This window comes from Microbispora sp. H10830 (assembly GCF_014161375.1).
Classification (GTDB): Bacteria; Actinomycetota; Actinomycetes; order Streptosporangiales; family Streptosporangiaceae; genus Microbispora; species Microbispora catharanthi.
In genome coordinates, this window is sequence record NZ_JABBWX010000001.1 from 302,673 (window position 1) to 321,349 (window position 18,677).

Consider the following 18,677-nt stretch of genomic DNA (forward strand, 5'->3'; position numbering starts at 1 on the left):
GGCCGCACTCGGCCGGCGAACAGCCGCAGGCGAGGCGGGGGATGAGTGGGGGTCTCCACAGACGACTCGGTGGGCCCGCGACGCGGGCCCACCGGCGTTGCCTCGGATGGGGAGCGGTGGCTCAGATGGGGATCAGTGCTCGTCGTGGCGGCGGCGCCAGCGCTCCTCCATGCGCTCCATGAAGCTCTGGCGCTGGCGCTGAGGGCGGCGGCCGCGGTTGTGGGACGGCGGGGAGTCACCGAACCCGTTCATGCGCTTCCAGCTCGACAGACCCCACAGGCAGGTGGCCAGCATGACCACGAAGCCGGCGGCACCGAGCCAGATCTGGGCCGCGACGACGCCGACCATCAGCAGGACCACGCCGAGTGCGAAGCCTATAGAGGCCTTCACCAGGCGGCGCTTGTAGTGGCTGCGCGGATCGCTGATCCGTACGGTGTTCGCCCACTTCGGGTCCTCGGCATAGAGGGCCTGCTCGATCTGGTCGAGCAAGCGCTGCTCGTGCTCAGACAGCGGCACGGCGCCTCCCAAGGACGGCCCCATTCAGGGGAAGACGGCAACGGACGACACGGGGTGTCCGAACCTCGCGGTCGGTTATCCCCAGAATACGAGGCCTCAGACGTAGGCGAAAGAAAACGTCCAACGCGGTCCAAACCGGAGGTGACGTCATGGACCTATTGGACCAAACGGACGCCGAACAAGCGATGCCGGCTTCACCGCGTCCGGACCGAAGCGGCGAGCCGCCCGGTCCATGGCCTGTTCGGCCTCCCGCCAGCCGGTCTCCCGCTCCCCCAGGCCCAGCTGACGCGTCGCCGCGGCGGCCGGAAGCAGGTTTTCCACGCGCACGCCGACCAGCCGCAACCGCACCCGCTCCAGCCCGGCGGCCTCGTAGAGCTCGCATGATGTGTCGAAAATCTCCTTCGCGACGTCGGTCGCCTCGCGCAGCGTACGCGACCGGGTGATGGTCGTGAAGTCGGATCGGCGGAGTTTGACGCTGACCGTGCGGCCGACGTGCCCCCCGGCCCGCAGGCGCGCGGCGACCCGTTCCGACAGCCGCAGCAGCTCACGCCTGATCGTCTCGGGGTCGTCGACGTCGTGCGGGAACGTCTCCTCGTTGCCGATGCTCTTGTCGGGCGCGTGCGGCACCACCCGGCGCTCGTCGCGCCCCCAGGCCAGGGCCGCCAGGTGCGCGCCGACGGCGCCGAACTCGCGCTGGAGCGTCGCCGCCGGCACCTGGGCCAGGTCCCCCACGGTGCGGATGCCGAGCCGTACGAGGGCCTGCTCGGTGCGCTCTCCCACGCCCCACAGGGCGGCGACGGGCAGCGGGTGCAGGAACTCCACGACCCGGTCGGCCGGGACCACGAGCAGGCCGTCCGGCTTGCACTGGCGCGAGGCGAGCTTGGCCACGAACTTCGTGCTCGCCACCCCCACCGAGCAGGTGATGCCGTACCGCTCGGCGACCTGCGCGCGGATCATCCGGGCGATGGCCGCCGGGCTGCCGAGCCTGCGGCGGGCCCCGCCGACATCGAGGAACGCCTCGTCGGAGGCGATCGGCTCCACTTCGGGGGTGACCGCCTGGAAGATCTCCATGACGCCGCGGGACACCTCGGCGTACTTGGCGTGGCGGGGCGGGATGACCGTGGCCTGCGGGCAGATGCGCCGGGCCCGGGTCATCGGCATCGCCGAGTGGACCCCGAACCTGCGGGCCTCGTAGGTGGCGCTCAGCACGACCCCCCGCGCGCCGGTGGCGCCGACGATGACCGGGGTGCCCCGCAGCTCCGGGTGGTCGAGCAGCTCGACGCTGGCGTAGAAGGCGTCCATGTCCACGTGCAGGATGGGACAGCCGCTGTCGTCGGCCGGACCGTCCGGCGGTGGTGACGGATCCCGAGGCAGCAGCTGGTTCCGGGACATGAGGTCACCCTACCCGACCACCGCGACATCCGAACGTCTTTTCTACTTGCGGTAGGCGATGACGTGGATCTGGGTGGCGACGTCGCGGAGCACGGGATGGGTCGCCGCCGCCCGCTCCAGCGCGACGAGCCCCTCGGGGTCGCTCTCGGCCAGCATGCCCGGGACGAGGTCGGCGAAGATCCGCACGCCGTGCACCTCGCCGACGGTGAACCCGGCACCGGCCAGCAGCGCGCCCAGCGTCTCCCGGGAGAAGCGGCGCGGCGTGGGGTCGCGGTCGCCCCAGCGGCCCGCCGGATCCGACAGCACCCGGCGCGCCTCGTCGAAGTTGCCGGCCAGCGAGCGGTGGACGGCCGCGGCGACCGAGTTGGCGGCCAGCACGCTCACCACGCCGCCCGGCCGCAGGATGCCGCCGACCGCGCCCAGCGCGCCCGCCGGGTCCTCGACGTACTCCAGCACGCTGTGGCACAGCACCAGGTCCGCGCTGCCGGGGTCCAGCAGGTCGCCGAGGTCGGCGGCGTCGCCCTGCAGGCCCTTCACGCCGACGCCCGTCTCGGCGGCGCGGCGCTCCAGCGCGGCCAGCGAGTCGGGGGTCGGGTCGACCACGGTCACGGTGTGTCCGAGCGTGGCCAGCGGCACGGCGAAGCCGCCCGTGCCGCCGCCGGCGTCCACGATGTCGAGCGTGTCGCGCCCGGTGGCGGCCGTCCGTTCGGCCAGGAGCGCGCGCAGCGCCTCCCAGACGACGGCGCGGCGTGTGGCGTCACGCACTTGCGGCCTCCCTGTCCGGCCTCTCGGAACTGTCGGCCTCTCGTAACCACCGGAACCGCCGGAACTGCCGGAGCCGCCGGGCCGAGGGCCGTGGGGTCAAAGCGAAAGCGAGGGCTTGAGCTGCTTGAAGCGGGCCAGCAGTCCGTTGACGAACTGCGGCGACTCGTCGGTCGACAGCTCCGCCACCAGGTGCACCCACTCGCTGATGACCACGCCCTCCGGGACCTCCTCCGACCACAGCATCTCGTAGGTCCCGCCGCGCAGGGCGTTGCGGTCCACGGCCGGCATGCGCTCCAGGGTCCAGCCCTCGGCGTACGTCGAGATCAGCTCGTCGATGCGGTCCAGGTGCCGCACCACGCCCTCGACGAGGAAGGAGCTGTACTCGTTGACCGGCGGGTCCGCCCGCTCCACCCGCTCGGCGAGCACGTCGAGCGGGCTCAGCTGCCGGGCCTCGGCCTCGAAGAGGATGTCCAGCGCGCGGCGGCGGGCCTTCCCCCGAGCCGACACGTCAGGCCCGACCGAGGTACTCGCCGGTGCGAGTGTCGACCTTGACCTTCTCGCCGGTCGTGATGAAGAGCGGGACCTTGATCTCGGCGCCGGTCTCCAGGGTGGCGGGCTTGGTGCCGCCGGTGGAGCGGTCGCCCTGCAGGCCCGGGTCGGTGTGCGAGATCGTCAGCTCCGCGGCCGCCGGGAGGTCGACGTACAGCGGGTTGCCCTCGTTGAAGGCGACGGTCGCGGTCGTGTTCTCCAGCATGTAGTTGGCGGCGGTGCCCACCACATCGCGCGGGATGTTGACCATGTCGTAGGTCTCGGTGTCCATGAAGACGAAGTCGTCGCCGTCGAGGTAGGAGTACTGCATGTCCCGCTTGTCGACGTTCGCCACGTCAACCTTCACGCCGGCGTTGAAGGTCTTGTCGACGACCTTGCCGGACATGACGTTCTTGAGCTTGGTGCGGACGAACGCGCCGCCCTTACCCGGCTTGACGTGCTGGAACTCGACAACGGTCCACAGCTCCCCACCGTCGAGCTTGAGCACGAGTCCGTTCTTCAGGTCGTTCGTCGTCGCCACGTAGCGTCTCCCGCGTGCGGCTGCCCTACAGGACGAGCAGCTCCTTGGTCGTCAGTGTGAGAAGCTCCGGCCCGTCACCACGCGTCACCAGCGTGTCCTCGATGCGCACACCGCCCCTGCCCGGGAGATAGACCCCCGGCTCGACGGTGATCGGAACTCGATCCTCTAGTCTACCGGTCCTGCCAGGGCCCAGGAACGGCAGCTCGTGGATCTCCAGGCCGACTCCGTGGCCCAGCCCGTGGCCGAACCGCTCGGCGTGACCCGCCTCCGCGATCACGTCGCGCGCCGCGGCGTCCACCTCGTGCGCCGTCGCCCCCGGCCGTACGGCGTGGCGGCCGGCGCGCTGGGCCTGCCGTACGAGGTCGTAGAGGTCGCGCTGCCACGCCGCGGGCGGGCCCACCGCGACCGTGCGGGTCATGTCGGCGTGGTAGCCGTCGTAGCGGGCGCCGAAGTCCACGGTCACCAGGTCGCCCCGCTCGACCGGCCGGTCCGAGGGCGAGTGGTGCGGGATCGAGCCGTTGGGGCCGCTCGCCACGATGGAGTCGAAGGCCGGCTTGTCGGCGCCGAGCTCGACCATGGCGGCCTCCAGCCACCGGGCGATCTCCCGCTCGGTGACGCCGGGGGCGATGCGCTCCACGACCAGGGAGAACGCCTCGCCGGTGATCGCGCAGGCGCGCCGCAGCGCCGCGATCTCCCCCTCGTCCTTCACGGCCCTGACGGCCTCCACGAGGCCGCCGGCCGGACTGAGGCCGGCGTGCTCGGCGGACAGCCGCTGGAACAGCCCCACCGGCATGTGGTCGGCCTCCACCGCGACCCGCGCCGCGCCCGGCCCCCGCTTGAGCAGGGCTCCCGCCACGTCGCGGTCCTCGATCACCTCGACGCCCGAGCACACCGCCTGCGCCGTCTCCAGGTAGCGCGAGTCGGTGGCGAGCGCGGCCTCGCCCGTCGCGGTGACGAGCACGGCGGCGTTGGAGCTCGCCAGGCCGGTCAGGTAGCGGACGTTGACCGGCCAGGTGACGAGGGCGGCCGCCGCCTCGTGTTCGCGCAGCGCCCCGGCCAGGCGCGCGCGGCGCGCGGCGTGGATCGCCGCGGCGCCGGTGACGGTGGTCCCGGCGCGTGCGGCGTGAGTCCCTGCGGCGTGAGTCCCTGCGGCGTGAGTCCCTGCGGCATCGGTCACGGACGGACTCTACCGCCGCGCCCGCCTCGGCCTTTCCGGCTCCCCTCCCCGCGCGTCCCACCGCCGGCGGCGGGGCGCGGGGTCCGGGGAGGCGGCGGTCAGGAGGCCAGCTCGCGGATCTTCTCGATGAGCTTGACGCGCTCTTCGTGGGTGCGGGCCATGGGCGCGACGTTGAGCGTGGTGACCCCGGCCTCGCGCAGCGCGGCGAGCCGCTCCCTGATGTGCCCCTCCGAGCCGACCAGGGACATGCGCTCCAGCAGGTCCCTGGGCACGAGCGCCTCGGCCTCCTTCTTCCTGCCCTCCAGGTAGAGGTCCTGGATCTGCTCGGCCTCCTTCTCGTAGCCGTAGCGGCGGGCCAGGTCGTTGTAGAAGTTCCTGCCCTTGGCGCCCATGCCGCCGATGTAGAGGGCGGCCATGGAACGGCCCAGCTCCAGCACGTCGTCGACGTCGTCGCCGATCGCCAGCATGGCCTGGGCGATCACGTCCAGCTCGCCGAGCGCGGGGTCCCGGCGCTCCCGCCCGGCGGCGAGGGACGCGCCCCACACGTCGGCGGCCTTCTCGGGCACGAAGAAGATGGGCTCCCAGCCCTCCGCCAGCTCGGCGGCCAGCTGCACGTTCTTCGGCCCGATGGCCGCGATCACGATCGGGACGCGCTCGCGCACCGGGTGGTTGATCAGCTTGAGCGGCTTGCCGAGGCCGGTGCCGCCCTCCAGGGGCAGCGTGTAGTGCTTGCCCGCGTACTGCAGCCGCTCGCGCCGCCACACCGTGCGGCAGATCTCGATGACCTCGCGGGTGCGGCCGAGCGGCGCGGTGTACGGCACGCCGTGGAATCCCTCGATGACCTGAGGGCCCGACGTGCCGATGCCGAGCGTGAACCGCCCGTCGGAGACGTAGTCGAGGCCGGCGGCCGTCATGGCCAGCAGGGCCGGCGTGCGGGAGTAGATCGGCAGGATGCCCGAGGCGATCTGCAGCCGCTCGGTCCTCGCCGCGATGTAACCGAGCTGGCTGACGGCGTCGAAGCTGTACGCCTCGGCCACGAACACGATGTCGAGCCCGGCCTTCTCGTAGTCGGCCAGCTCGGCGACGGTCTCCTTGAAGCCCCCCGAGTAGTTGAGGGCCATCCCGATCCGCATCCGCTTCGTCCTTCCGCGCGTGAACCCGCCAGTAACCGAATGATGTTCCGTATTCGGATCCAAGGCTAGTGGCGCGGACCGGGCATGACCATCGTCAGGGTCGGCGGCCGACGCCTCCGAGCACCGGCAGGAAGCCGCCGCGCAGCGGCAGCGCGTCGGGCTCGGGGCGCCACTCGTTCAGCGGGACCGGCCCGGGCTCGACCATGTCGAACCCGTCGAAGAACCGGATGATCCGCGCCGCCGGCCTGGCCTCGAAGGGCGCGTTGGCCCTGCCGTACACGCCGCCCGCCGCGGCCATCGCCTCCTGGACGAGGTCGGAGCAGACGTGCGAGATGACGATGTGACTCCCGGAGGGGAGCAGTTCGCGGTAGGCCGCCACGATTCCCTCCGGGTCCTCCTCGTCCGGCACGAAGTGGAGGCAGGCCACCAGCAGCAGCGCGACGGGCCGGTCGAACGTGAGACCGCTCGCCGACGCCGCGGCCACGATCTCCTCGGGCCTGCGCAGGTCGCCCTCCAGGAAGCGCACACGCGGATCGCCTTCCAGCAGCGCCCGCGCGTGCGCCGCCACCACCGCGTCGTTGTCCACGTACGTCACGAGCGAGTCGGGGGCCTCCTCCAGCGCGATCTCGTGGACGTTGCCCTGCGTCGGGAGTCCGGCGCCGAGGTCGAGGAACCGGCGGATGCCGCAGTCGGCCGCCAGGTAGCGCACGGCCCGGCCGAGGAACGCGCGGTTCTCCCGCACGGCCTCCCGTACGTGCCCCTGGGACAGCTCGATGACCCGCTCGGCCGCCGCCCGGTCGGCCGGGAAGTGGTTCTTGCCGCCCAGGTAGTAGTCGTACATGCGGGCGACGTTGGGCTGAGTGACGTCGAACCCGCCGGGCGCCTGCTCCGTCATGACGCGCTCCCCGCTCGGCCGGACTGCTCTTCGCGATCATTGTGACGGAGCCCACCAAGGGCAGCGAATCGGGCGAATCACTCCTTATGCAGTCGTCCCTTACGGAGTCGGCACAGGTCAGCCGGGGTGTCGACGTCCGCGGGGTCGCCCGCGTCGTCGCAGGGCACGGCCGTGACCAGTTCGGGATGCGCGCGCAGGAAGGGCCGCGCGCCCACGTCGCCCTCGGCGAGCGCGGCCACCTCCGCCAGGTGCTCGCGGGCGATGAGCACCGGGTTGCGCGGCGCCCCGGCGTACGCCGCGACGGCGACGCGGGCGCCGGCCTCGAACGCCGCGATCAGCCGGCGCACCGCCTCGGGCCGCACCAGCGGCTGGTCGGCCAGCGCGATCACCACCGCGGGGGCCGCCGGCGGGAGCGCGCGCAGCCCGGCCCGCAGCGACGACCCCATGCCGGACGCCCAGCCGGGATTGCGCACGACGACCGCGCCGGCGACCGGCACGTCGGCGGCCCCGAGGACGATCAGCACCGGCCGGCACCCGCCCTCGGCGAGCAGCCGCACCCCGCGGTCGGCCAGCCGCTCCCCCTCGAACTCCACCAGCGCCTTCGGCCCGCCGAACCGGCTGCCGCCTCCGGCAGCCAGCAGCAGCCCGGCGACCGCCGCACCGCTCACCGCGACTCGCCGTGGATGCGTCCCGACGTCTCGGTGAGCGGCCTGCCGCTGCCGCCCCAGCGCAGCTGGATCAGCTCGGCCGCGATCGACACGGCCGTCTCCTCCGGCGTGCGCGCCCCGAGGTCGAGCCCGATCGGCGACCTCAGCCGGGCCAGCTCGTCCTCGGTCAGGCCGGCCTCGCGCAGCCGCGCCAGCCGGTCCGCGTGCGTGCGCCGCGACCCCATGGCCCCGACGTATGCCGCGGGGGTGCGCAGGGCCACCTCCAGCAGCGGCACGTCGAACTTCGGGTCGTGGGTGAGCACGCAGATCGCGGTGCGCTCGTCGACCTCGGCGGCGGCCAGGTAGTCGTGCGGCCAGGCCACCACGACCTCGTCGGCCTCGGGGAACCGCTTGGCCGTGGCGAAGACCGGCCGCGCGTCGCACACCACCACGTGGTAGCCGAGGAAGCGGCCGATCCGCGCGACGGCCGCGGCGAAGTCGATCGCGCCGAAGACCAGCATGCGCGGCGGCGGCGCGAACGACTGCACGAACACCCGCAGATCGTCCAGCCGCCGCTCGCCCTCAGGGCCGTAGCGCCGCACGCCGGTCAGTCCCTGCGCGAGCATGCCGCGCACGTCGTCGTCCACCGCGTCGTCGAGCCGGGCCGAGCCGAGCGGGCCCGCCGCCCGGTCCGGCCAGACCAGGCGGCGGGCTCCCACGCGACCGGGGCCCGCGACGATCGTGGCCACCGCGACCGGACGCCGCGCGGCGACGTCCGCGGCGACCTCCCCCAGCTCCGGATAGTCCTCCTTCGAGACCGGCTCCACGAACACATCGATGATCCCGCCGCAGGTCAGGCCGACCGCGAAGGCGTCGTCGTCGCTCACGCCGTATCGCTGCAGCACCGGCGTCCCGGTGGCGACGACCTGCGCGGCGAGCTCGTACACCGCTCCCTCGACGCAGCCACCCGACACGCTGCCGGCCGCCTCGCCGTCGAGGACGGCCATGGCCGCCCCCGGCGGGCGCGGCGCGCTGCGGAAGGTGCCGACGACGGTGGCGAGGCCGAACCGCCGCCCCTGCTCCCACCAGCGCAGCACCTGGTCCAGCACGTCACGCATCGGCCCCTCCCCTCCGCACCGCCCGCACGGGCCGGTCGCCGGCCAGCAGCGCGGCCAGGTCCTCGTACGCGGCCAGGCTGTGCCCGGCGACGAAGTCCGTCACGTACGGCAGCGCCGCGCGGATGCCCGCGGTCAGCGGCCGGTACGCCGGGTCGCCCTTGTGCGGGTTGACCCACACGACGCGGCGGGCGAGCCGGGACAGCCGGGCCATCTGCGCGCCCAGCAGGTCGGCCGGGCCCCGCTCCCACCCGTCGGAGGCGACCACGACGATCGCGCCCCGGGGATCGGGCAGGCGCAGCAGCGCCCGCACCTCCTCGCCCAGCCGGGTGCCGCCGCTCCAGTCCGGGATGGCCGCCGAGCACTCGTCCATGGCGAGGCCGGGGTCGCGGTGGCGCAGCGCGGCGGTGATCCTGGTGAGCCGGGTTCCCACGCTGAACACCTCGGTCGCCCCCGGCTCCGCGCGCACCAGCGCGTGGGCGAAGCGCAGCAGCGTGTCGGCGTAGGCGGCCATCGAGCCGCTGACGTCCACGAGCATGACGACCCGCCGCGGGCGGTCCCCGCGCACGCGGCGGCGCAGCCGGGCCGGTTCCCCGCCGTGCCGCAGGATCTCCCTGACCGTGCGCCGCGCGTCGGTCGCGCCGCCGTGCGGCGCCGGGCGGTAGCGCCGCGACCTGCGCGGCTGCCGCCTGCCGCGCAGCAGCGCGAGCAGGCGGTGCACCTCCCGCCGCTCGGCCTCGCTCATCCGCGCCACGTCCCGGTGCCGCAGCACCTCGATCTCGCTCGCCGTGGCCGGGGGCGCGCCCTGCTCGCCACCCTGCTCGCCCGCCGGTTCCGGCTCCCCGCCGCCGTACGGCGCCGCCACCGGGCGGGTCACGGACAGGACCGTCGCGCGCACGCGGCGCGGTGCGCGGAAGGCGGCGGAGAAGTAGGCCGCGAAGCAGCGGTCGTAACGGGGCAGGTCGTCGGGCCCGGCGCACAGGGTGAGACGGCCCGCCCAGTAGACGTTCCGCCCGTCGGCGGCGTCGAGGTGGCCGAGCGCCGCGAGGAAGCTCTGGGTGCGATGGTGGTCGGCCGCGACCCCCGCCGCCCGCAGCGTCCGGGCGAACCCGGTCAGCACCGCGACAGGTTCGGGACCGGGCGACGCGAGCAGGCCCGGGAGGTGGCCGCTACCGCCCCGGTCGGTCACAGCGGCATCGTCAGCCACGGCCGCCGTCCGGTGTGAGCAGCCCCCGGGCCCGGACGGTCTCCTGGTCCTCCCGGTGCTTGAGCACCGCGCCCAGCGTGGCGGCGGCCAGGGCCGGATCGAGCTCCACCGCGCCGAGCGTGAGCAGCGCCTCGGTCCAGTCGAGGGTCTCGGCGACGCCCGGCGGCTTGACCAGGCCGGCCTCGCGCATCCGGCCCGCCGTCCGCGCCACGTCGGCCGCGAGCCGCTCCGCGCATCCGGGCAGGCGCCGACGCAGGATCGCCACCTCCCGGTCGAACCCCGGGTGCTCCAGCCAGTGGTACAGGCAGCGCCGTTTGAGCGCGTCGTGCACCTCACGGGTCCTGTTGGAGGTCAGGACGACGACCGGCGGGCTCGCCGCGCTGATCGTCCCGATCTCCGGCACCGAGATCGTGAAGTCGGACAGCACCTCGAGCAGGAACGCCTCGAACTCGTCGTCTGCCCGGTCGATCTCGTCCACGAGCAGCACGCTGGGCTGCGTCTCCAGGGCCCGCAGCAGCGGCCTGGCGATGAGGAACCGCCGGTCGTAGATCTCGCCCTCGAGCGCGGCGACGTCGGCCACACCGGCCGCCTCGGCCGCCTTGAGATGCAGGAGCTGCCGCGGGAAGTCCCAGTCGTACATGGCCTGCGCCGCGTCGAGCCCCTCGTGGCACTGCAGCCTGATCAGCGGCGCGTCCAGGATCGCCGCCAGCGTCTTGGCCAGCTCGGTCTTGCCGACGCCCGCCTCGCCTTCCAGGAACAGCGGCCGGCCCATCTTCAGGGCGAGGTAGGCCGCTGTCGTCACGCCCTCGTCGGCCAGGTAGTCGTGGTGGTCGAGCAGCTCCGCCAGCCTCGCCGGCGCGTCGATGTCCGAGATCGTGGTCGTCCGCCGCAGCACACGGACAGGCTACGTGGCGGGCGTTCCGCGGGGCTCTGGCCGAATCCGCCAAAGCCGGGCCTGTCACACGGCGCCGCGTCGCCACGATCACACAGATCCGCCCGGGTCCTCCTCCGCGGTCGTGCCGAGCACGGCGTCCAGCAGGCCGGGGAAGCGGTCGTCCAGGTCCTCCCTGCGCAGGCTCACGTACCGCTGCCGGCCCTCCGGCACGTTGCGGACGACACCGGCCTCGCGGAGGGTCTTCAGGTGGTGCGACAGCGTCGACTTCGGCACCTCTCCACCGGTGGGCTGACACGCCGCCACCTCCAGCGGGCCCTGCGCGAGCCGCCGTACGAGCGCCAGCCGCGAGGGGTCGCTGAGCGCGAACAGCACGTCGGTCAGCACCAGGCTCGCGGCGTCGGGGTGCGGTAGGTCCCGTGCTCCAGGCATGGTTCGATAATAGTTGAACTATCGGATGCTCCGTCGTACGGTGTGACGGTTCGAAAATTTTGGAACTGTGAACGATGGGAGTGCCGAGATGACGAACTCGGGGGGCTGCGCTCCGTCCGCGAACACCCTGGAGGCGGACCCGCGGGCGCCGGGCCGCGCGGCCGGACGGCGAGACGACGCGGCCGGACGGCGGGACGGCCCGGCCGGGACGGCGGCGCGCGGCCGGATCTCCCACGCGGCCGGGTTCTGGCTGCTCGCCGGGACCCTGGTGGCGTTCATGGCCGCCTCGAGCACCCCCTCCCCGCTGTACGTGCTCTACCAGCAGCGCTGGGGGTTCTCGGCGGCCACGCTGACCGCCGTGTTCGCGGTCTACGCCCTGGCGTTGCTGATCGCGCTGCTCACCGTGGGCGAGCTTTCCGACCACGTCGGCCGGAGGCCCGTGCTGATCGCGGCCCTGCTGGCCGAGGCGGGCGCCATGGTCGCGTTCCTGACGGCGGACGGCGTCGGGCCGCTGCTGCTGGCCAGGGCGGTGCAGGGCCTGGCCACCGGCGCGGCGACGGGCGCGATCAGCGCCGGTCTGGTGGACCTGCAGCCGGGGTCCCGCCGCGTCCGTCAGCTGGGCGCGCTGGTGAACAGCGCCGCGCCGACCGGCGGCCTGGCGGCGGGAGCGCTCGGCGCCGGGTTGTTCGTGCGCTACACGACGACGCCGACGACGTCGGTCTTCGTCCTGCTCACGGCCGTCTTCGTGGTGCTGGCGGCCGCGATGGCGCTGCTGCCGGAGCCGGTCGCGCCCCGTCCCGGCCGGGGCCGGGACGCGCTCGTCTCGCTGCGCCCGCGTGCGGGCGTGCCGCGGCACGCCCGCGGCGCGTTCACGGCGGCCGTGCCCTGCCTGATCGCCACATGGGCCATGGGCGGGCTCTACCTGTCGCTCGGCGGCTCGCTGACCGCGGGCGTCCTGCGCATTTCCGACCACCTCGTCGGCGGGCTCGTCGTCGCCGCGCTCACCGCCGCGGGCGCCGTGGCGTCGGTGACCGTACGCGACAGGGCCGCGGGGCGGGTCATGGCGGGCGGGTCGCTGATGCTCGCCGCCGGCACCGGCCTGACCCTGGCGGCGCTCGCCGCCGCCTCCGCGCCGCTGTTCTTCGCCGGGGCGGTCGTCGCGGGCTGCGGGTTCGGCAGCGCCTTCCTCGGCGCGCTCCGCTCACTCGCGGCGCTCGCCGGTCCGGCCGAGCGGGCCGCGCTGTTCGCCTCCGTCTACGTCGTCAGCTACCTCGCCTTCAGCGTCCCCGCGCTGGTGGCGGGGCTCGCGGTCTCGTCGCTCGGCCTGCGGGCCACGGCCACCGTGTACGGCTGCGGGGTCGTCGTCCTGGCCCTCCTCGCGGCGGTCCTCGGCCTCGTCCGCGAGCGTGCCGCCCGCCCGGCCTGAAGAAACGCCGCCTTGGGCGCTTAGGGTTCGGCACATGACCGACGATCGGAGCCTGCCCCGGCCCGGCTGCCTCACCGGCTCGCCCGCCGGGCGGGCGCTCGCCGCCGAACTGGAGGCCCGCTGGGCGCAGGCGCACCGGCGCTACCACACTACGGCCCATCTGCGGGCGGTCCTGGCCGCGATCGAGCCGCTCGCCGCCCAGGCCGGGGACGCCGACGCCGTACGGCTGGCCGCGTGGTTCCACGACGCCGTCTACGACGGGCGGCCGGGATGGGACGAGGAGCGCAGCGCCCAGCTCGCACAGGCCCGGCTGCCCGCCTGTGGCCTGCCCGCGGAGCGGGTGCGCGAGGTGGCCCGGCTCGTGCGGCTCACGGCGGGGCACGCCTACGAGCCCGGCGACATGAACGCGGCCGTCCTGTGCGACGCCGATCTGGCGATCCTCGCGGCACCGCCCGGCGCCTACGAGGCGTACACGAGGGCCGTACGCGAGGAGTACCGGCACGTGCCGGACGCGGCCTTCAGGGCCGGACGGGCCGGGGTGCTGCGGGAACTGCTCGGCAAGCCCCGCCTGTTCGGCACTCCTGCGGGCCGGGACCTGTGGGAGCCGCGGGCACGCGAGAACATCGCCGCCGAGCTGGCCGGCCTCTGAGATGCCCGGCCTCTGAGATGCATGGCGCTCGCCGCGGGCCGCACCGTTCGGGTCGAGCCCGGGGACGTCACGGGCGACTGTCCGTCAACACCCGATCGCGCGCCTTTACGATGTAGATCAGGTGCGCGTCTTCGGCCGGCGCAGGCCCGACTCGCGCAGGCGGCGCACCAGTTCCTGACTGCCGACGGGCTCGGCCCCGAGGGACACGGCCCGGTCGTAGACCGTCTCCGGCACGTCGTAGTGGTCCCGGTCGAAGGCCCGCTCGGGCACGCCGAGCAGGCGGGCGAAGTCGTGCAGTTCCTCCAGCGAGGAGTCGCTGACCAGATGGGACCACAGCAGGCCCCGGGGCCCCGGCCAGTTCGGCCGGTCGATCAGCACCGCCATGCGCCCCTCCCCCGGGCCGGTCGGGTGACCCGCAGCGAAGCGAGGACTACCCGACCGGTCCCTGCGGGGTCCGGGGATCGTCCCCCGGTCCGGGCGAGCATAGCCCGGGGCGCCGGCCGCCACTTCGCCGCCGCCCGCACCCGGCGGTACGGCAACCGGCGCCGGCACGGCGGTAGCGGATTCCGAGCGACCGGAGAACGCGCCGGCGGCCCCCCGAGGGCTGCCGCGACAGGGATTACCCCCTAACACTTCCCGGGGACTCGCTGGCACTTGGGACAGCATTTGTACTTACGGTGGTTGGTGCATCGGTAGGTGCACTTGGGCGGCTTCGGCTTCGCGTACGAATTACCGGCAGCCGCCTGTGTGACGGCCGCGCCGTCCACGCCCGCCGACGCCGACGCCGGAGACGCCGCGGCCGGGCAGAGCGCGATCGTGCCGAGGAGCGCCGAGCCGACGATCATGCTGAATCGTCCACCTCGCATGGCCTTTCTCCCTTTCGATCAATCCGCGGTGCGGCGGATCGGGTCGTTTCCCCCTCATTGTCCGAATCGCTTCCGGCAGGCGTCCAGCCCAAGACCCGCCACGCGGGGTGATCCAGGGAAAATCCGATGCGAATCCCGATCCGGCGATTGGCATGGATCGATGAATGACGGGCCGGGTCGGCTCCGGAATGGTCCCGCCTCTGGTTTCCGCTGGCGCGGGATCTACGTCCACACGAGGCGCCGGACCGCGCCGGGCCGGATTCCCCCGGCGAATTCGCAGCGCCTTCCGTGCTTTCGCCATACCAACCGTGCGGCGGCCCCAAAATGTCCGTCCGGCCACGGCATGGAAAGCGGCCCGACCCGGCAAAAGCCCGCATAGTCGCCACCTTCGCGGCAACCGTCGTCCAGAACGCCCTCACGCTGGAGGGTCAGTACGGCCCCGCGACATCCGCGACCCCGTGAGCGTCGCGGCGAAGGGCGCCGATCACACACCCGCGACGGCCCGGATTCGGGACGCCATACGGTGCGCGGGCCGGTGCGCCGCGGAACCACAGGGTCCACAGGATCCACTGGGTCACAGGGGGAAACGATGGCTGCACGAACTGTTCGATCCCTTACCGCGCTCGCGGCGGCGGCCGTGCTGACGATGGCGCTGCTCGTCGGCTGCGGCGGCGGCACGACCACCACCCCGGCGTCCGGAGGCGCCGCCGCGGCCGGCCCGGCCGCGCTCGTCACGCCGACCGCGGCCGAGAGCGAGTACAACTCGCCGTGTCCGACCGGCGGCAACGCCAAGAAGTTCGCCAAGACCAGGTTCGCGCTGCACGCGGGTCTCGCGCTCGGCGCCTTCCACCGCTACATCTACAAACCGCTGCGCAGCGGAGGCTTCAGGGCCGGAGCGGAGAAGCGCAAGCGCACGATCGCGAAGGCCGCGATCGCCGGCGCCTTCGCCCTGCACCAGCTGAAGGTCGCCAAGAGCTTCGCCACGGCCAATCCGAGCCTGTGCAGGGCCGTCGAGGGCGTCAACTCCCGGTTCGCCGCGCTGACCGACAAGCTGCACAACGGCACCGCCACGTCGGCCGACATCGACGCCGGCAAGAGCTCGATAGACGGCCTGCAGCGCGACGCCGCGAAGACCGGCTACAAGTTCAAGGAGCAGAACGTCAACATCCCGGGCGCGAGCTGACCCCGCGGAAGACGCCGCTCCGGGCCCGGCCGGTGCCCCGCGCACCTGGCCGGGGCGTCCACCTGACGAGCGGCCGCGTCGCCTCCGCGAGGCGGCGGGGTGAGGACGGCGCGGCCGGCCCGCGCCGGTCAGCCCACCTTGGCGAAGAACGCGCGGATGTCGGCGGCGAGGTGGTCCGGCTGGTCCATCGCGATGAAGTGGTGGCCGCCCGGGTTGTCCTCCGGCCAGTGGAGGACGGTGTTGTGCCGTTCGGCGAGCCGGCGGATGCCGGGCGGCCCGCTGTACACGCCGGTCGGCGCGACGGTCTGGCCCTCCGGCCAGCCGAAGCCGGTGCTCTCGTAGTACGGCCAGGCCGACGTCCCGAACGTCCCGGTGAACCAGTACAGGCTCACGTTGGTCAGGAACAGGTCCCGGTCGACGACCTCCTCGAGAGGCCTGCCCGAGGCGTTGAACTCGTGGAACTTCTGGGTCATCCAGGCCAGTGCCGCGAGCGGCGAGTCGTGCCACCCGTACGTGAAGGTCTGCGGCGCCGCGCGCAGCAGCGCGTGGTGGTCGACGCCGTTCATCCAGTCCTGTGCCATCAGCCGGGCATAGGCCGCCCGCTCGTCCTCGGTCATCTCCGGAAGGTCCTTCTCCGTGGGGAAGCCGAGACCGCTGACGATGTAGACGCCGGCCACGTTGCCCGGCGCCGCCTTGGCCACCTCCGGGGCGACGTAGGCCCCGAAATCCCCGCCCTGCGCGCCGTACCGCTCGTAGCCGAGACGACGCATCAGCTCCGCCCAGGTCCGCGCCACGCGCGCCGCGGTCCAGCCGGTGCCGCGCGGCGGCGCGGAGAAGCCGAAGCCCGGCAGGGAGGGCACCACGACGTGGAACGCCCGGGCGGGGTCGCCGCCGTACGCACGAGGGTCGGCAAGACGGCCGATGAGCTCGGTGAACTCCAGGAACGAGTTCGGCCAGCCGTGCGTGAGGACGAGCGGCAGAGCGCCGGGATCGGCCGAGCGTACGTGCAGGAAGTGGATGTCCTGACCATCGATCTCGGTCTTGAACTGCGGGAACTCGTTCAGCCGCGCCTCGTGACCGCGCCAGTCGTACTCCTGGCGCCAGTAGCGGGCGAGCTCCCGGAGGAGGGCGGCGGGGACGCCGCGGCTCCATCCGTCACCGGGCAGCGCACGCGGCCACCGGGCGCGGTCCAGCCTGTCGTTCAGGTCGTCCAGGTCGGCCGAAGCGATCTCAATACGGAATGGGCGGATCTCGGTGCTCATGTCTCTCCCGATGCGTCGCGATGACGGGATCGACGCTAGGGGCCATGTAGGTCGCGGTCTGTCCTACATGACCGGGCATGCTTGGTGCCATGAGTGACATGTCCGCGCGGTTGCTCGCTCTGCTGTCGCTGCTGCAGACGCCCCGCGAGTGGCCGGGGAGCGAACTGGCCGAGCGTCTGGGGGTCAGCCCCCGGACCATCCGCCGCGACGTCGACCGCCTGCGCGAGCTGGGATATCCGGTCCAGGCGACGATGGGCGCGGTGGGCGGTTACCGGCTCGCCGCGGGTGCGGCCATGCCGCCGCTGCTGCTGGACGACGAGGAGGCGGTGGCGATCGCCGTCGGCCTGCGCACGGCCGCCGCGCATCCGGTGGACGGCATCGACGAGGCGTCCGTGCGCGCCCTGGCCAAGCTGGAGCAGGTGCTGCCCTCCCGGCTGCGGCACCGTGTGGGCGCACTCGCCGCCGCGACCGTGCCGATGCTCGCCGGAGCCGAGCCGCCCGTGGACCCGCGGACCCTGGTGGTGCTCGCCGGAGCCGCCGCCAACCGCGAGCGGCTGCGCTTCGCCTACCGGTCCGGCGACGGCGCCGAGACCAGGCGCCTGACCGAGCCGTACCGCCTGGTCACGGCCGGACGCCGGTGGTACCTGCTGGCATACGACAACGACCGCGACGACTGGCGGATCTTCCGCACCGACCGGATCGGCGACCCTCACCCGACCGGCGTACGGTTCCCGGCCCGCGTGCCGCCGGAACAGGACCCGGCCGAGTTCGTCGCCGCCAAGCTGTACTCGTCCGCACCCGTTTACGAGGTGGTGGCGACCCTGCGCCTTCCGGCCGGTCAGGCGGCACGCCGGCTCGGCGCCGCCGCGGGGGACGTCGAACCGATCGACGACCACAGCTGCCGCCTGCGCGGACCGGCCGACACCCTGGAGTGGCTCGCGTCGCGTCTGCTCATGCTCGGCTGCGAGTTCGAGGTGCACGAGCCGCCGGAGCTGCGCGCGTATCTGCGTGCGCTGAGCGCCCGCGCCGCCCGCGCCTCGTCGCCATGAGGGATAAACCTATTGACTTGGTAGGAAATATGGGCAACTCTGGTGGCGAATCCTTCGTCGTCAACAGCGAGGTGTGTCCATGTCCGTCGTCCGACTCCAGGGCGAGTTAGGGGGCGCGGTCCGGGCGGATCCCCGGCCGCGTCTCCGTTCCGCCACGGCTCACGGCCCGCGGAGGGGGTGGCACAGGTGGCTCAGCCCCCTCGTCGTCGTGCTGCTGTGGCAGCTCGCCAGCGTGCTCGGGCTGCTGCCCGCCCGGCTGCTCGCCGCCCCGTCGCAGATCGCCGCGACCGCGCTCGACCTGGTGCGCTCGGGGACGCTGCCCACGGCGATCGCGGTGTCCCTCGAACGGGTGCTCCTCGGCTTCGCCGCCGGAGCGGTCGCGGGCATCGGCCTGGCACTGGTCGCCGGGCTGAGCCGGACCGGTGAGAACGCCGTCGACCCGATCATGCAGATGCTCCGGGCGCTGCCGTTCTTCGGGCTGATCCCCCTGTTCATCCTCTGGTTCGGGATCGGGGAGACGCCCAAGGTGCTGCTGGTGGCGCTCGCCGTCTCCTTCCCGCTCTACCTCAACACGTTCGCGGGCATCCGGGGCGTGGACGGCAAGCTCGCCGAGGTCGCCCGGACGCTCAGTCTCGGCCGGACCGCGCTCGTGCGGCACATCGTGCTGCCCGGCGCGCTCCCCCAGACGCTCGTCGGGCTGCGGCAGAGCCTCGGGGTGGCCTGGCTGGCGCTGATCGTGGCCGAGCAGGTCAACGCCGACGCCGGCCTCGGCTACATGATCAACGACGCGCGGGAGTTCCTGCGCACCGACGTGATCGTGGTCGGCCTGCTCGTCTACAGCGCGCTCGGCCTGCTCACCGACGCCCTGGTCCGGCTCCTGGAAAGGAGGGCGCTGGTATGGCGGCGCGAGTTCCTGTCCCGCTGAGTGGCCCGGTGAGTGGCCCGGTGAGCACCACGGTGAGCGCGCGGGCCCCGGGCGCCGTACGGCCGGCGGCCACGGCG

General features: G+C 73.4%; 20 protein-coding genes. 5 read left to right on the forward strand and 15 right to left on the reverse strand.

Annotation, left to right across the window (positions count from 1 at the left end; translation table 11 throughout):
• Window positions 1–132: 132 nt before the first annotated feature.
• From HHX35_RS01370 to HHX35_RS01430, 13 genes are all read right to left on the reverse strand, one after another.
• Window positions 133–516 (reverse strand): DUF3040 domain-containing protein, encoded by a 384-nt coding sequence (locus HHX35_RS01370; protein WP_139574434.1) that lies wholly within the window; start codon window positions 514–516, stop codon window positions 133–135.
• 147 nt (window positions 517–663) lie between these two features.
• Window positions 664–1,908, reverse strand: a complete 1,245-nt coding sequence (locus HHX35_RS01375; protein ID WP_182897211.1) for a DNA polymerase IV — start codon at window positions 1,906–1,908, stop codon at window positions 664–666.
• A 42-nt stretch (window positions 1,909–1,950) separates the two neighbouring features.
• Entirely contained in the window at window positions 1,951–2,673 is a 723-nt protein-coding gene (locus tag HHX35_RS01380) for a methyltransferase domain-containing protein (protein ID WP_182897212.1), read from the reverse strand.
• Window positions 2,674–2,769: 96 nt separating this feature from the next.
• On the reverse strand, window positions 2,770–3,180 hold the full coding sequence (gene nusB, locus HHX35_RS01385; RefSeq protein ID WP_182897213.1) for a transcription antitermination factor NusB: 411 nt from the start codon (window positions 3,178–3,180) through the stop codon (window positions 2,770–2,772).
• Window position 3,181: 1 nt separating this feature from the next.
• Entirely contained in the window at window positions 3,182–3,742 is a 561-nt protein-coding gene (gene efp / locus HHX35_RS01390) for an elongation factor P (RefSeq protein ID WP_182897214.1), read from the reverse strand.
• A 25-nt stretch (window positions 3,743–3,767) separates the two neighbouring features.
• Complete coding sequence (locus tag HHX35_RS01395; RefSeq protein ID WP_310738836.1) at window positions 3,768–4,919, reverse strand: aminopeptidase P family protein; 1,152 nt, start codon at window positions 4,917–4,919, stop codon at window positions 3,768–3,770.
• A 98-nt stretch (window positions 4,920–5,017) separates the two neighbouring features.
• Window positions 5,018–6,052 (reverse strand): LLM class F420-dependent oxidoreductase, encoded by a 1,035-nt coding sequence (locus HHX35_RS01400; RefSeq protein WP_182897215.1) that lies wholly within the window; start codon window positions 6,050–6,052, stop codon window positions 5,018–5,020.
• A gap of 94 nt (window positions 6,053–6,146) precedes the next feature.
• On the reverse strand, window positions 6,147–6,947 hold the full coding sequence (locus HHX35_RS01405; protein ID WP_182897216.1) for an SAM-dependent methyltransferase: 801 nt from the start codon (window positions 6,945–6,947) through the stop codon (window positions 6,147–6,149).
• Between the two features lie 77 nt (window positions 6,948–7,024).
• On the reverse strand, window positions 7,025–7,615 hold the full coding sequence (locus HHX35_RS01410) for an NTP transferase domain-containing protein (RefSeq protein WP_182897217.1): 591 nt from the start codon (window positions 7,613–7,615) through the stop codon (window positions 7,025–7,027).
• Window positions 7,612–8,712: an XdhC/CoxI family protein gene (locus HHX35_RS01415; RefSeq protein ID WP_182897218.1), complete on the reverse strand. Its 1,101-nt coding sequence runs from the start codon at window positions 8,710–8,712 to the stop codon at window positions 7,612–7,614. Before HHX35_RS01415 ends, HHX35_RS01410 begins: the two co-directional genes overlap by 4 nt.
• Window positions 8,705–9,898 (reverse strand): VWA domain-containing protein, encoded by a 1,194-nt coding sequence (locus HHX35_RS01420; RefSeq protein ID WP_310738837.1) that lies wholly within the window; start codon window positions 9,896–9,898, stop codon window positions 8,705–8,707. The genes HHX35_RS01415 and HHX35_RS01420 overlap by 8 nt, the downstream gene beginning before the upstream one ends.
• A 10-nt stretch (window positions 9,899–9,908) precedes the next feature.
• Window positions 9,909–10,811, reverse strand: a complete 903-nt coding sequence (locus HHX35_RS01425; protein WP_182897219.1) for a MoxR family ATPase — start codon at window positions 10,809–10,811, stop codon at window positions 9,909–9,911.
• 87 nt (window positions 10,812–10,898) lie between these two features.
• Window positions 10,899–11,240, reverse strand: a complete 342-nt coding sequence (locus HHX35_RS01430) for a helix-turn-helix transcriptional regulator (protein ID WP_139574444.1) — start codon at window positions 11,238–11,240, stop codon at window positions 10,899–10,901.
• Between the two features lie 88 nt (window positions 11,241–11,328).
• Here HHX35_RS01430 and HHX35_RS01435 point away from each other — a divergent pair, with 88 nt between their 5' ends.
• Window positions 11,329–12,666: an MFS transporter gene (locus tag HHX35_RS01435; protein ID WP_182897220.1), complete on the forward strand. Its 1,338-nt coding sequence runs from the start codon at window positions 11,329–11,331 to the stop codon at window positions 12,664–12,666.
• Between the two features lie 34 nt (window positions 12,667–12,700).
• Window positions 12,701–13,315, forward strand: coding sequence for a metal-dependent phosphohydrolase (locus tag HHX35_RS01440; protein ID WP_182897221.1), 615 nt, complete (start codon window positions 12,701–12,703; stop codon window positions 13,313–13,315).
• A 117-nt stretch (window positions 13,316–13,432) separates the two neighbouring features.
• Here the strand turns inward: HHX35_RS01440 and HHX35_RS01445 are convergent, their stop codons facing one another.
• Window positions 13,433–13,699 carry a DUF4031 domain-containing protein gene (locus tag HHX35_RS01445; protein WP_182897222.1) on the reverse strand — a complete coding sequence of 89 codons (267 nt, stop codon included), beginning with the start codon at window positions 13,697–13,699 and terminating at the stop codon, window positions 13,433–13,435.
• Between the two features lie 1,071 nt (window positions 13,700–14,770).
• Between HHX35_RS01445 and HHX35_RS01450 the strand changes: the two genes are divergently transcribed.
• Entirely contained in the window at window positions 14,771–15,364 is a 594-nt protein-coding gene (locus HHX35_RS01450; RefSeq protein ID WP_182897223.1) for a hypothetical protein, read from the forward strand.
• A gap of 128 nt (window positions 15,365–15,492) precedes the next feature.
• On the opposite strand, the gene HHX35_RS01455 is transcribed toward HHX35_RS01450, so the two are convergent.
• Window positions 15,493–16,626: an epoxide hydrolase family protein gene (locus tag HHX35_RS01455; RefSeq protein ID WP_182897224.1), complete on the reverse strand. Its 1,134-nt coding sequence runs from the start codon at window positions 16,624–16,626 to the stop codon at window positions 15,493–15,495.
• 89 nt (window positions 16,627–16,715) lie between these two features.
• On the opposite strand from HHX35_RS01455, the gene HHX35_RS01460 reads away from it, so the two are divergent.
• Window positions 16,716–17,675 (forward strand): YafY family protein, encoded by a 960-nt coding sequence (locus tag HHX35_RS01460; RefSeq protein WP_182897225.1) that lies wholly within the window; start codon window positions 16,716–16,718, stop codon window positions 17,673–17,675.
• A gap of 79 nt (window positions 17,676–17,754) precedes the next feature.
• Window positions 17,755–18,600: an ABC transporter permease gene (locus HHX35_RS01465; protein WP_182897226.1), complete on the forward strand. Its 846-nt coding sequence runs from the start codon at window positions 17,755–17,757 to the stop codon at window positions 18,598–18,600.
• Window positions 18,601–18,677 lie beyond the last annotated feature (77 nt).

Coding starts and splice junctions, on each gene's coding strand:
- HHX35_RS01375 (WP_182897211.1), bottom strand. CDS start 1,908: ATGTCCCGGAACCAGCTGCTGCCTCGGGATCCGTCACCACCGCCGGAC.
- HHX35_RS01400 (WP_182897215.1), bottom strand. CDS start 6,052: ATGCGGATCGGGATGGCCCTCAACTACTCGGGGGGCTTCAAGGAGACC.
- HHX35_RS01455 (WP_182897224.1), bottom strand. CDS start 16,626: ATGAGCACCGAGATCCGCCCATTCCGTATTGAGATCGCTTCGGCCGAC.
- HHX35_RS01445 (WP_182897222.1), bottom strand. CDS start 13,699: ATGGCGGTGCTGATCGACCGGCCGAACTGGCCGGGGCCCCGGGGCCTG.
- HHX35_RS01405 (WP_182897216.1), bottom strand. CDS start 6,947: ATGACGGAGCAGGCGCCCGGCGGGTTCGACGTCACTCAGCCCAACGTC.
- HHX35_RS01440 (WP_182897221.1), top strand. CDS start 12,701: ATGACCGACGATCGGAGCCTGCCCCGGCCCGGCTGCCTCACCGGCTCG.
- HHX35_RS01465 (WP_182897226.1), top strand. CDS start 17,755: ATGTCCGTCGTCCGACTCCAGGGCGAGTTAGGGGGCGCGGTCCGGGCG.
- HHX35_RS01415 (WP_182897218.1), bottom strand. CDS start 8,712: ATGCGTGACGTGCTGGACCAGGTGCTGCGCTGGTGGGAGCAGGGGCGG.
- HHX35_RS01435 (WP_182897220.1), top strand. CDS start 11,329: ATGACGAACTCGGGGGGCTGCGCTCCGTCCGCGAACACCCTGGAGGCG.
- HHX35_RS01460 (WP_182897225.1), top strand. CDS start 16,716: ATGAGTGACATGTCCGCGCGGTTGCTCGCTCTGCTGTCGCTGCTGCAG.
- HHX35_RS01450 (WP_182897223.1), top strand. CDS start 14,771: ATGGCTGCACGAACTGTTCGATCCCTTACCGCGCTCGCGGCGGCGGCC.
- HHX35_RS01430 (WP_139574444.1), bottom strand. CDS start 11,240: ATGCCTGGAGCACGGGACCTACCGCACCCCGACGCCGCGAGCCTGGTG.